Here is a 12,435-nt window from a genome sequence, read left to right on the forward strand (position 1 = left end):
ATCGCTCTCCAAAGCGGCAGGCATAGCCAATCGTGCCTCCCAACTTCGACAGCTCCGGCGCCAATTTGGCGGGTGTGACTGCATGTACTGAAGGGATTTCAATTAGTTAGCAGCGAAGAAAGCACCGAGTCCAGCATATCATGTAGTCACACGCTATACGACTATTTGCGCTGCGGGATTGCGTAGTTCAGTGGTATCTTCGCTACACAGTAAGCATCCGGCGTAGCTTGAAGTTACCCACAAGTCGTGCGGCGATTTGATTCACCCACGATACTTGGTCTTGCTCGCAGCGACTTCATCATGATTCGTCATGTGGCACCGAATGATTGAGGTGCGGGCATGGGGCAGAATTGGGTGGAAACGGAAACCGCCGGTTGCGATCTGGGGGACACCCGGCTGAACCGGCGGCTTGGGGCATTGCTCGAAGCTCTCGGGGAGCGGCCAGGGAAATCGCTGCCCACTGCATTCCAGGACTGGTCGAATACCAAGGCGGCTTACCGGTTCTTCTCCAACGGGAGTATCAGCGAAGACAAAATCCTCGAGGGGCATTTCGCTGCCTCCGCCCTGCGCATCCGGGCCACCGATGGTCCCGTGCTGATCCTGCAGGACACTACGGAATTCAACTTCAAACGCGCCGCGCCGGAAAAGATCGGGTTCACCAAGGTCTCGACCGGGCGCAAGCTGAAGGAAGGCCGCTACCAGAAGCATGCGATCTGCGGACTCCTGATGTACGCCAGCCTGGCGATCACGCCGGACGGTTTGCCCCTCGGGATGACAGCCGCCAAGTTTTGGTCGCGCTCCAAGTTCAAGGGGACCGCGGCGCTCAAGCGCAAGATTAATCCGACCCGCGTGCCCATCGAGCAGAAGGAGAGCATGCGCTGGCTCGATAACCTGCGCCTGTCCACCGAACTGGCAGGTGCGCCGAAGCGCTGCGTGCATGTCGGCAACCGCGAGAGCGACATCTACGAACTCTACTGCCTGGCCGAGGAGCTCGGGACCAACTTACTCGTTCGGAGCTGCGTCGACCGCCTGGCGGAGGATGGCGGCACGACCATCGCCAAAGTCATGGCGCAGGTGCAGTCCAGCGGCACCCATGAGGTGCGGTTCCGGGACTCGCAAGGCAATGACCATTGCGCGGTGCTGTCTGTCTGGCAGGCCACCATGATCGTCCGGCCGCCTATCGGAAAGCAGCGAAAATACCGGCATCAGGAGCTCCAGATCATCCATGCCGAGGAACTCGACCCGCCGGAGGGCCGGACGCCCGTCATCGGGAAGCTGATCACGAACCTGCCAGTGGCGAGCCACGCGGACGCTGTACACAAGCTCGAATGGTACGCACTGCGCTGGAAGATCGAGACCTTCTTCCGGACTCTGAAGACCGGCTGCCGGATCGAGGAACTGCGCCTCGCGACTGCCGGGCGCCTGGCCAACTGCATCGCGTTGTGCTGCGTCCTGGCCTGGCGTGTGTCATGGCTGGCAATGCTCAGCCAAGATGCACCGGCGGCGGACCCTGCCGCCGTTTTCACGGAGGACGAGCGCCACCTGCTCGACCAGGCGACGCCTGACAGGAAGCGCCTGGTGCCGCGCGACCTCCAATTCTACGTCAGGGCCGTCGCGCGTCTCGGAGGCTACCTCGACCGCGCTTCCAGGGGCCACCGGGGACGACGGTAATCTGGCGTGGCTTCTCCCGCCTCGCCGACCTCGTTGAAGGCGCCCGTCTCGTAACACCGCCGCTGGACACTCGTGGGTAACTGCAAGATCAATCGGTCGGTTACGTTTGGTGAAAGCGTCTGGCCAAATCCGTGATGGCGGAACGGGTGGGGCCGGCCCGGGATCCGGCCAGGCCCCATAGCTCAGGTGCGGTTACTGACTCTCGGTCACGAATTTCGTATCCAGATAGGAGTCGATCGCCTCGGGCCCGCCTTCCTGGCCGTAGCCTGAGTCGCCGATTCCGCCAAAAGGTACCTCGGGCAGGCCGATGCCGATGTGGTTGATCGAAATCATGCCCACGTTCATCTCGGTCTTGAGGGTCTGAGCGGCCTCTATGCTGCCGGTGTAGGCATAGGAGGCAAGCCCGTAGGGCAGCCGGTTGGCCTCCGACACGATGCTGTCGAGATCGCGCATCCTGTTGATGACGGCCACCGGGCCGAAGGGCTCCTCGTTCATGATCATCGCATCGGTGGGCGCGTCGACAAGGACCGTGGGCGACAAGAACCAGCCGGCATTGCCGATTGCTGTGCCCCCGGTCGCAAGGCTTGCGCCGCGCGATATGGCATCGTGGATCATCTCGTCCAGGGCACGCATCCGACGGTCATTGGCCAGCGGGCCCATGTCTACATCGCCCAGGCCGTTGCCGACCCGCAGCGCCCGGGACGCGTCGACGAATTTCTCGATGAACGCATCGGCCACGGCGTCCTCGACAAGGAACCGGGTCGGCGACACACAGACCTGGCCCGCGTTGCGGTACTTGTGCCCGGCAAGCTGGGTTACCGCCCGGTCGATGTCGGCGTCCTTCAGGACGATGGCGGGCGCGTGGCCGCCCAATTCCATCGTGTTGCGTTTCATGTGGGCCCCGGCAAGCGAGGCGAGGATCTTGCCGACCCGGGTCGAGCCGGTGAAGGACAGCTTGCGAATGACCGGATCCGCGATCAGGTACTCCGAGATCTCTCCCGGATTGCCGAAAATCAGGCTCATCACGTCGGCGGGCAGGCCCGCGTCGATGAAGCACTGCACGAACTTGGCCGGCGATGCCGGGGTTTCCTCGGGCGCCTTCACGATGATCGAGCAGCCTGCCGCCAGCGCCGGGCCGACCTTGCGGGCGATCTGGTTCAGCGGAAAGTTCCAGGGCGTGAAGGCGGCGACCGGGCCGATGGGCACGCGGACCGCCTGCTGGTTCACCGCCAGGCTGCGGGAGGGGATTACCAGGCCGTAGGTGCGCTGCGCCTCGCCGGCGAACCAGTCCACGGTATCGGCCACCACGGAGGTCTCGATCCTGGCCTGGCCAAGCGGCTTGCCGTTCTCCAGGGTCATGGTCACGGCAATGTCGTCCAGCCGCTCGCGGATCAGTGCCGCAGCGCGGCGCATCACGCCTGCGCGCTCCAGCGGAGAGGTCCGCTTCCAGAGATCGAACCCGCGGGCGGCGGCGGCCAGTGCGGCGTCCAGATCGGCCGTAGAGGCCTTTGCCACCCTGCCGATGACATTGCCGGTAGCGGGGTTGAGGACCTCCAGCGTCGCGCCTCCCTCGGCGTCGCGCCAATCCCCTGCGATGAACAGCCGCGTGTCCGGATAGGCCGTCTCTGCGGCGGCCACGCGTTGATCCAGGGTGAAATCGGTCATCTCAGTCATATTTGAAAACCTCGTCATTCAGGTCGATGGCGGCGAATTCTTCTTTCTCGACCCAGTAGTCCTGTTGCAGTTGCCATTCGTCGGCCGCGCCCCGCTTCGGCAGCAGGTGCTGGCCGCGCAGCAGGTAGCCGGGATTGAAATCTTCGGCATCGGCCCAGTCATGGACCGGCATGTCCGCCTGTTCCGGACGCAGGGCAGGCATCACAGAGGCCTTCTGATGCCCCTGCATGTGATCGAGCAGCCGCACCACGAACCGCGCGATCATTTCTGCGCGCAGCGTCCAGGAGGCCCGGAAGTAGCCCATGACCCAGACAAGGTTCGGCACCCCGGTGAACATCATGCTGCGGTAGCCGATGGTGTCGTGAAAATCGAGCGGCGCGCCGTCGATGGAAAAGGCCACGTCGCCGAAGGCGCAAAGCTCGAATCCGGTGGCGGTCACCACCACGTCGGTCTTCAGGACATCGCCGGAGGCAAGCCTGATCCCCTCGGGCACGAAGCGCTCGATCCGGTCCGTCACGACCGAGGCCTTGCCCTCCTTGATGACCTTGAACATGTCGCCGTCGGGGATCCGCGCGACGCGCTGGCGCCAGGGCAGGTAGGAGGGGGTGAAGTGCTTGTCCACGTCAACGATATCGCCGATCTCGTCCCGGATGGCGCCGATCAGCTCTTCGCGGACAACTTCGGGTTCGCTGAAGCAGCGCTTCTGGAAATCGCGGTTCTGCATCAGCGTGTCGCGGCGGACGATCTCGTGCACCCATTCCTCGGGAATCTCCAGCCGCCGCAGACGGTCTGCGGTCGCATGGGCGTTGGGAAGCGAGATGAAATAGGTGGGCGAGCGCTGCAGCATGGTCACATGCGCCACTTGGTCCGCCACGTTGGGCACCAGGGTCGCCGCCGTCGCGCCGGAGCCGATCACCGTCATGTGCTTGCCGGTGCCGTCGAAGGCCTCGGGCCAGGACTGCGGGTGGATGACCTCGCCCGCGAAATCCTCGAGGCCGGGCCATTCGGGCGTATAGCCTTCGCCGTGGCGGTAGTAGCCCTGGCACATCCACAGGAAGCGGGTCTTCAGGGTGCGGCTTTCGCCGGCCGCGCGGTGGGTCAGGGTAACGACCCAGAGCTTCTCGACGGACACCCAGTTCGCCGTCTCGACCCGCCAGCCGAAATGCGTCCGTTCCTCCAGCCCGTACTCCGCGAGGGTTTCCTCCAGGTAGGTCAGGATCTGCCCGGCCGTGGCGATGGGTTTGCCCAGCCAGGGCTTAAAGCTGTAGCCGAAGGTGTAGAGGTCGCTGTCGGAACGGATGCCCGGATACTTGTGCGTCTTCCAGGTGCCGCCGAAGCTATCCTGCTCATCGACGATCAGGAAGCGGTCGCCGGGGCGCTCGCGTTTCAGGTGGCAAGCGGATGCAATGCCGGAAATCCCGGCGCCGACGATCAGCACGTCGAGCGGCTCCACGCTGTTTTCAAGCCGCGCTGCCGCGGTGATTTGGGTCTGCTGGTTCACAGGATACTCCTCCTAAAACTCTCCCGCAGGGCGGTTTCCCGCACCTTGTCCTCGCGGAAAAGATAAATCAGTTGATTTATTGAAGTCAACAGAGTGTAACTAGGCGCGTGCCCGGCACCTGTGCGAAAGCGGGTGGGCGCCGGAAGGGAGGAAGGGAAATCATGTACAAATACACGGAAAAGCTTGATGCGACGCTGGACGCGGCCCTGGCGGAGAAACGGATCGTCGGGGCGGTTCTGACCGTCGCCGAGGGCGGCGGACAGGTCTACCAGCGTGCGATTGGCCGGGCCGATCGCGAGCGCGGGATCCCGATGCATGCCGGGGCCCGATTCCGCTTGGCTTCGGTCAGCAAGCCGGTGCTCTCCGCGCTGTTCATGGCCCTGGTCGAGGACGGAACCTTCGATCTTGCCGCGCCGATCACAGATTTCCTGCCGGACTTCCGGCCGCGCCTTCCCGGTGGAGGGGTGCCGGTCATCACCCTGCATCACCTGCTGACCCACAGCTCCGGCCTGGGCTACCGTTTCCTGGAAAGCGAAGAGGGACCCTATGCGCGGGCCGGTGTCGCCGACGGGCTGGACCAGCCCGGATTGGGGTTTCGGGAAGGCCTTGCCCGGCTGGCGTCGGCTCCGCTCTATTTCCGGCCGGGAGCGGGTTGGCGATATTCTCTGGGGCTGGATGTCCTGGGTGCGGCCGCCGAAGCGGCGACGGGCAGATCCCTGCAAGCGCTTCTGGATGAAAGGATCAGCCGGCCTCTGGGCCTGTCCAGCCTCGCGTTCCACGTCGACCCGGCTGGCGATGACCTGGTGCGGCCCTATGTCAGCGACCAGCCGGAGCCGCACCTGCTGGGCGAAGGCGAAAGGGTGCCGCTTTGGGAAGAGGGCGGCGTCCGATTTGCCCCATCCCGGGTCCATGACCTGGCTTCATTCCCCTCTGCGGGTGGCGGGCTTGTCGGCACGGCGCCGGACCTGCTGCGGGTCTTCGGCGCGATCCTCTCCGGTGGTGACCCCATCCTGCGGCCCGGGACGGTGGCGCAGATGATGCGGAACCAGTTGCCGGAGGGCATGCACACGATGCACGGACCGGGCTGGGGCTTCGGCTACGGCTGGGGCGTGATGGTCGCGCCGCAGGGCCCGGCTGCGCACCTGCCCTGCGGGCTGGTTCGCTGGGGCGGGGTCTATGGCCATTCCTGGTTCATGGATCCGGCGCGGGCGCGGATCTGCCTGCTTCTGACGAACACCAGCTACGAGGGCATGTCAGGCCGTCTCGCCGAAGAGGTGCCGCGCGCCTTCTATGGCTCTCCGGCAGAGGTCACCGGCGACGGCCCGTCACCTGCCTGACCCGCGCGCGTCCGCGGTTAAGGCGGGTCCTGCGGCCAGCTAAAAGGCGCTGCGCTGCAGCATATCGCCGGCAGGCTTTGCGGGCATGCCGGGGTCGCTGCACACGGCGTGGAGACGTGGTGACGAATCCGTGCGCGCGACAGAGAGGCGCGGGTCAACATAATGGGCGGAGCTCCGTGTCTTCAAAACAGACTTTGGTAAACAAAAGAAATTAAATGATTAAAAACAACCTTGACAGCTTGCGCACCTTTTTACACTTTGTAAGTCAAGTGATTTGATTTCGGCGCGGAGGAGCGCCTTGGTCAGGTCAGTTCGTTCCGTTAACGTCGCTGTTTCCCCTTGAGGAGGGGGGTGCAGAAGCGTCCGGCGTGGAACGGACCTGAGTGGGAGGAAAACTGGTGATAGCGAAAATCGTCTCCGGGGCGCTTGCCCTGGCCTTGGCCGTCCTTGCGATCTACGTCGCGGGTTTCGGTACGTTCGACAGTGTCCTGGTCTCTGCGCTGGCAGTCTGGCTGGGCGCGACGGCGACGCTGCTGCGCGGCTTCGACACGCCCTTCGCGAAGCCCTTCGGGGATCGCTTTTCTTGGGGGATCGGGATCCTCCTTCTGGCAGCGATCAGCTGGGCCGTCTTGATCTGGGTCCAGATCATGTGGTCCCAGGAACAGTTCCTGATCGAGATCACCTTTTGGCAGCACGTCACCGCCTGGATTGGCATTGCCGCCCTCGCGCTGATGACGCTGGCCTTCTTCGGGCTTCCGATCTTCCTGGTGATCCTGGCCTGCGCCGCCTATATCCTGCTACCGCGCTGGATTGGCGGGGCAGGGGACGACTGGGCGCGGGTGGCCGAGGCCATCTGGTTTTCGACCGATGGCGTCTTCGGCCAGCCGGTCGAGGTGGTGAGCCGCACGGTCCTGGTCTTCATCGCCTTCGGCGCCGTCCTGCAGGTCGGCGGCACGGGCACCATCCTGCTCAAGATGTCCTTCGCCCTGACCCGCAAACTGGTCGGCGGCCCGGCCCATGCGGCGATCGTCGGTTCCGGCCTCTGCGGCACGCTCAGCGGTGCGGCCGTAGCAAACGTGGTGACCACCGGGGTCGTCACGATCCCGATGATGAAACGCGCGGGCTTCCCACCGCGTTTCGCCGCAGCGGTGGAGGCGGCTGCCTCGACCGGCGGGCAGATCATGCCGCCGGTGATGGGGGTCGTCGCCTTCCTGATGGCGGACATGACCGGCATTCCCTACGTGAAGATCATCGTCGCGGCCCTGATCCCGGCGCTTCTCTACTACGGGTCGCTCTTCGTCTCGGTTTACCTCGAGGCGCGGCGCCTGGGCATTTCGGGTGCCCCCCGGGCAGAGGACGGCGCGCCGGAGGGCGATGTCGGTACGCGCCTCACTCGCAAGGACTGGATCGGAAGCCTGGCCTTCTGGCTGCCGCTCGGCCTGCTGGTCGTCAGCCTGATCGGTGGGCGCTCGGCGCAGGGCGCGGGCTTCATGGCGGTGATCGCCGCCACCATCGTCTCGCTAATCGTGTTTCCCGAATTCCGGTCGCCTCGCAAGTGGCTGGAAGCTCTGCTGAGCGCCGGCTACACCTCTGCGCAGATCATGGTGATCGTCGCGGCCATCGGCTTCGTGATCGGGACCATGAACATGACTGGCGTCGGCCTGCGCTTTGCCGAGGCGATCCTGTCGGCATCCGGCGACAACCTGCTGTTCAGCCTGATCTTGGTGATGCTGGGCTGCATCGTGCTGGGCATGGGGGTGCCGACCGGGGCCGCCTACCTGATCATTGCCGTGATCCTCGGGCCGTCGCTGCAGAAGCTGGGGCTGCCGATGGTGGCCGCGCATCTCTTCATCGTCTATTTCGGCGTGATGTCGGCAGTGACGCCGCCGGTGGCCCTGGCCGCCTTCGCCGCCGCGCCCATCGCCGGGGCACGACCGATGGAAACCGGCCTCGTGGCGCTACGCCTGTCGATGGCGGGATTCATCATCCCCTTCATGTTCTGCTTCCACACCGACTTGCTGCTGATCCTTGATGATTTCAGCCTGATGGGCCTGATCTGGGCGCTGATCGTCTTCGCCGTCGCCATCTGGGGCCTGGCCAGCGCCGCCAGCGGCTATGACCTGACCCGCCTGTCGCCGGTGGAGCGCGTTCTCCGGGTTGCACTCGCCTGCGGGGTGGTGGTGCCCGACCTGATGATCGCGGGTCCGGCCACGGCCCTGATGCTGATCTTTTTCACGCTGCATCGGGTGCGGCCGAACATGCTTGGCCGCCCCATCGCAACCGAAGACTGAACTGAGCTGAACGCGGGGAGGAGCCGACGTGAAACTTGCAAACCTGATAATCGCTGGTGCGATGATGATGGCCGTGTCGCCCGTCATGGCAGCCGAAGAGCTGAAGATGGCAACCATTGCGCCGGGAACCACGACCTACCGGACCACGACGACCTTCGCCACGATCGTCAACCAGAACCAGAACGATTTCTCGATTGTCGTGGACGCCACCGGGGCGGTTCCGAAACACATGATGGAACTGACCCAGGGCAAGCTGGACATCGCCGTCAGCTCTCCGGTGATGTTCGACTTCATGCAGACCCAGACCGGCATGTTCGAGAAGATCCCGTCGGCACCGGAGCTGTCGAAGAAGATCCGCCTGCTGATGTGGTTCCCCTACGGTCAGAACCATATCGTTGTGCGCGCGGATTCCGACATTCACACCCTGGCCGACATCCGCGGCAAGAAGGTCTTTCTGGGCCCGCCTGGTGGTGGCGCCTGGAGCGCATCCTACGACTGGCTCAAGGCGGCCAGCGGCCTGGACCTGAACAAAGGAGATTACGACGCCTTCAAGGGCAGCTGGGCCTCCGGCATGCAGGCCTTCCAGGACGGGCAGATCGATGTCTACATGGCGGGGGCGGTGGCGCCGGCGCCGTCGATCGAACAGCTGGCGGTGACCCAGAAGATCCGGCTGCTGGGCCTGAACAAGGCGGAATGGGAGGCAAGCGCGCCCGCCCATGCCTTCATCGACGCGAATATCGGTCGCGATATCGGCGTGATCCGCAAGGGCATCTACGGCGACAATGTAGAGATGTCCGACGACATCTACGCCCTGTCGAACCGGCTGGCCCTGGTGGTGTCCGCGGACATGCCCGATGACCGCGCCTACGCGATCATGAAAGCCTACTGGGACAATGTCGATGCTGCGGCAGAGACTTCGCCCTGGCTGAAGGACATCACTTTCGACTATGCGGTGTCCGCCGGCGGCATCAAGCTGCACCCGGGCGCATTGCGCTACTACGAAGAGCGCGGCATCGCCGTTCCCGAGGCCTCGCGCTGACCTGACATCCGACAGCAAAGCCCCGGGCCGCAAGCGCCCGGGCTCCAGCGGCCGCACCCCGCCTGTCGAGGGCGGCAAGGCCGGCCCATCAAAGGATACCTCATGACCACCCCCGACAAAACACACCCGCTGTTCATCGCCGCGAAAGAGGCGACGATCTTCATGATGCCGCTTCTGAACATGGAAGCCTTCCGTCGCCGCTGCCTGGCCGAGACCCCGAGCAACAGCTTTGCCCATGGCCGGACGCTCTTCGATCACACCAACCGGGTGGTCACGACGCCGAACAACGACACGCTCTATTCCATGGCCTGGGTCGATCTGCGCGACGGGCCGGTGACGCTGACCATGCCGCCTTCCGGGGGGCGCTACATGACGCTGGCGCTGATGGACATGTACACCAACAACTTCACCGTGCTGGGGGATCGGACCTCCGGGGCGCAGGGCGGGGTCTTTACCGTCGTCGGCCCCGAGGTCTCGAGCGCCGGTTTGCCAGAGCCGGTGATCCGCTCTCCCACGCCGCTGTGCTTCGCCTTTGGTCGGGTGCTGGTGAACGATGCCGATGATCTTCCGGCGGCCTGCGCAATGCAGGACCGGTTCGGTATCGAGGGCCCGGTGGTGACCCGCCCGGTGCCCGCACCGGTGGGGGACATCGATCGCAACGCCGACTGGCGCAGCTATTTCTCGCAGGCGGCGGTGCTCTACGCCTTCTACCCGCCCCGCGCGACCGACTGGGCAGCGGTTCGCCGCATGGCGCCCCTTGGCCTGGAGGATTTCGATCCGGATCGCTTCACCGCCGAAGAGGCGGCCCTGATCGAGGCCGGTGTCGCCGCGGCACGGGCAGAGCTGGATGGGGCGATGATCTCGAAACAGGGGGCGCGGCAGGGCTGGCAGGCGCCGCCGGACAGCCAGGGCGATTTCAAGCAGGACTACATGCGCCGGGCCGGGGTCTCGATCTTCGGGCTTCTGGCGTTGCCCTGGCAGGAATCCACCTGTTTCACCGGCACTGTCTTCGGCGGTCAGCGGCTGGACGGGCGGGTGCCGATGAAGTGGCACCTGCCGTCGCCCGACACGATCGCGGTGGACGCCTTCTGGTCGCTGACCATGTACGAGGCCACCGCCGATGGCGAACGCTATTTCACCCAGAACCCGATCAACCGCTTCGCCATTGGCGACCGGACGCCGGGGCTGGCGCTGAATGAAGATCGCTCTCTGGACATCTGGATCAGCCACCAGCCGCCGGGCGAGGACCGTGACAGCAACTGGTTGCCCGCGCCGGAGGGGCAATATTCGCTGCTGCTGCGTTGCTACCACCCGCGACCGGAGTTCTATGCGAGCAACTACAGCCAGTTGCCCGAACCCCAGGTCGTGACCTTGTGAAGCCGGTTGTCGCAATCGGTGCAAGCCAGTTTCAAAACGGGGAAACAAGATGAGCAGATTGACGGGGAAAACCGCCCTGGTGACCGGGGCCGCCGCAGGGATCGGCCGCGCCGTGGTCGAGCGTTTCGTCGAGGAAGGCGCACGCGTCTATGCCACCGACATGAATGAAGCCGATGTCAAAGCGCTGACCGCCGCGCTCGATCCCGACGGGACGGGCCGGGTGGTGGGCCTCGCGCATGACGTGGCCAGCGAGGCCGCCTGGGAAAAGGTCATGGACCAGGTCGACGGCGGGCTCGACATCATCGTGAACAATGCCGGGATAGGCGGCTATGCCCCGATCCGCGGCTGTTCGCTGGAGTTCTGGCGCCGGGTGATGTCGGTGAACCTGGACGGCGTGTTCCTGGGCTGCCGCTTCGCCGTCGAGGCCATGCTGAACGGCGGCGACAGTGCCCCGACGCAGGGCGGCGCGTCGATCATCAACATCTCCTCTGCCTATGGCCTGGTGGGGCGCAGCGGCTCTCCGGCCTATAGTGCCAGCAAGGGTGGCGTGCGGCTGCTGACCAAGTCGCTGGCGCTGGAGGCAGCGCAGAACGGCTGGAATATCCGGGTGAACTCTGTCCACCCCGGCTTCGTGCAGACGCCGATGGTCACCGGCGCGATCCAGCAGCGCAGCAAGGCGGGGGGCAAGGATTCCATGGACCTGGACAGCCTTGCCCGGATGCATCCCATCGGCCGCGTGGCGACCCCTGCGGAGATGGCCAATGCCGTGCTGTTCCTTGCTAGCGCCGAATCGAGCTTCACCACCGGCGCCGAGATGGTGGTGGATGGCGGGCTTACGGCCGCCTGAGGCAGTTCCGGGACACTGTTCAGGCCGCCGAGGGATCGGTGGCCTGGGCGCCCTCGTCGGACTGCGGATGGGCGATCCCGCGCAGCATGCTTGCAAAGACCGCCCGGGCGCGTTGGTCAAGCTCGTCCAGCGGGATGCCGGTTTCGCGGGCCGCCTGTTCCCGGAAGATGCAGTAGCCCTTGTAGGCCAGCGAGGTCATCACATGGGCAACGATGGGATCGGCATCGGCGGGCAGCTTGCCCTCGGCCACGTCCCTGTCCAGGCTGCGGCGCGCATGGTCGATTTCCGGAAAGATGCGGAAATCCTCGTCATTGTCCTGCGCCAGGAGCGACTCCAGCTTGGCAAGCTGGGGCTGGGCCAGGAAATGGTCGAACATGGCCGCCCGGCGCTCCATGAAGCCCAGCTTGCGCAGCTCCTTCCGGTTCGGCTCGCTGGCGGCCAGCATGTCGGCGATGGCCGTGCGCAGAAGCGCCTCGCGGGAGCCGAAGTACTGGTAAATCTGCACCCGGTTGACGTTGGCGAAATCGGCCACCTCGCTCAGCGTCAGGCCCGCCAGCGGTCCACGGGTCTCAAGCAGTTCCAGCGCCGCCTTCTGCAGGTCTGCCTGGGTGTCCATGCGCGACTTGCGCGGCGATTTTCGGTTGTCGGTCTTCTTCGTGGCCATGCGGTGCAGCTGTCGGTCCCGGATCAAGATGGTT

Annotated in this window: 9 protein-coding genes; 6 read left to right on the top strand and 3 right to left on the bottom strand. The window is 64.9% G+C overall.

The features are described 5' to 3' along the window. Positions 1 to 339: 339 nt before the first annotated feature. A complete protein-coding gene (locus AC2ITM_RS23670; RefSeq protein WP_486470652.1) occupies positions 340 to 1,671 on the top strand; it encodes an IS4 family transposase in 1,332 nt (443 codons plus the stop codon). Between the two features lie 192 nt (positions 1,672 to 1,863). Here AC2ITM_RS23670 and AC2ITM_RS23675 read toward each other — a convergent pair whose 3' ends face one another. Both AC2ITM_RS23675 and AC2ITM_RS23680 read right to left on the bottom strand, forming a co-directional pair. Further along, entirely contained in the window at positions 1,864 to 3,345 is a 1,482-nt protein-coding gene (locus tag AC2ITM_RS23675) for an NAD-dependent succinate-semialdehyde dehydrogenase (RefSeq protein ID WP_486470653.1), read from the bottom strand. Then, entirely contained in the window at positions 3,338 to 4,846 is a 1,509-nt protein-coding gene (locus AC2ITM_RS23680; RefSeq protein WP_486470654.1) for a flavin-containing monooxygenase, read from the bottom strand. Before AC2ITM_RS23680 ends, AC2ITM_RS23675 begins: the two co-directional genes overlap by 8 nt. A 161-nt stretch (positions 4,847 to 5,007) precedes the next feature. Between AC2ITM_RS23680 and AC2ITM_RS23685 the strand changes: the two genes are divergently transcribed. From AC2ITM_RS23685 to AC2ITM_RS23705, 5 genes are all read left to right on the top strand, one after another. Then, entirely contained in the window at positions 5,008 to 6,183 is a 1,176-nt protein-coding gene (locus AC2ITM_RS23685; RefSeq protein WP_486470655.1) for a serine hydrolase domain-containing protein, read from the top strand. 398 nt (positions 6,184 to 6,581) lie between these two features. Continuing rightward, positions 6,582 to 8,474, top strand: coding sequence for a TRAP transporter permease (locus AC2ITM_RS23690; RefSeq protein WP_486470656.1), 1,893 nt, complete (start codon positions 6,582 to 6,584; stop codon positions 8,472 to 8,474). A 28-nt stretch (positions 8,475 to 8,502) separates the two neighbouring features. Further along, positions 8,503 to 9,513: a TAXI family TRAP transporter solute-binding subunit gene (locus AC2ITM_RS23695; protein WP_486470657.1), complete on the top strand. Its 1,011-nt coding sequence runs from the start codon at positions 8,503 to 8,505 to the stop codon at positions 9,511 to 9,513. Between the two features lie 102 nt (positions 9,514 to 9,615). After that, positions 9,616 to 10,890, top strand: a complete 1,275-nt coding sequence (locus AC2ITM_RS23700) for a DUF1254 domain-containing protein (RefSeq protein WP_486470658.1) — start codon at positions 9,616 to 9,618, stop codon at positions 10,888 to 10,890. Positions 10,891 to 10,939: 49 nt separating this feature from the next. Continuing rightward, complete coding sequence (locus tag AC2ITM_RS23705; protein ID WP_486470659.1) at positions 10,940 to 11,737, top strand: SDR family NAD(P)-dependent oxidoreductase; 798 nt, start codon at positions 10,940 to 10,942, stop codon at positions 11,735 to 11,737. Positions 11,738 to 11,756: 19 nt separating this feature from the next. Here AC2ITM_RS23705 and AC2ITM_RS23710 read toward each other — a convergent pair whose 3' ends face one another. Next, positions 11,757 to 12,401 (bottom strand): TetR/AcrR family transcriptional regulator, encoded by a 645-nt coding sequence (locus tag AC2ITM_RS23710; protein ID WP_486470660.1) that lies wholly within the window; start codon positions 12,399 to 12,401, stop codon positions 11,757 to 11,759. Positions 12,402 to 12,435: the final 34 nt, after the last annotated feature.

It is taken from the genome of Pseudooceanicola sp. NS-SX9 (assembly GCF_057380705.1).

Coding starts and splice junctions, on each gene's coding strand:
- AC2ITM_RS23685 (WP_486470655.1), top strand. CDS start 5,008: ATGTACAAATACACGGAAAAGCTTGATGCGACGCTGGACGCGGCCCTG.
- AC2ITM_RS23710 (WP_486470660.1), bottom strand. CDS start 12,401: ATGGCCACGAAGAAGACCGACAACCGAAAATCGCCGCGCAAGTCGCGC.
- AC2ITM_RS23700 (WP_486470658.1), top strand. CDS start 9,616: ATGACCACCCCCGACAAAACACACCCGCTGTTCATCGCCGCGAAAGAG.
- AC2ITM_RS23675 (WP_486470653.1), bottom strand. CDS start 3,345: ATGACTGAGATGACCGATTTCACCCTGGATCAACGCGTGGCCGCCGCA.
- AC2ITM_RS23670 (WP_486470652.1), top strand. CDS start 340: ATGGGGCAGAATTGGGTGGAAACGGAAACCGCCGGTTGCGATCTGGGG.
- AC2ITM_RS23705 (WP_486470659.1), top strand. CDS start 10,940: ATGAGCAGATTGACGGGGAAAACCGCCCTGGTGACCGGGGCCGCCGCA.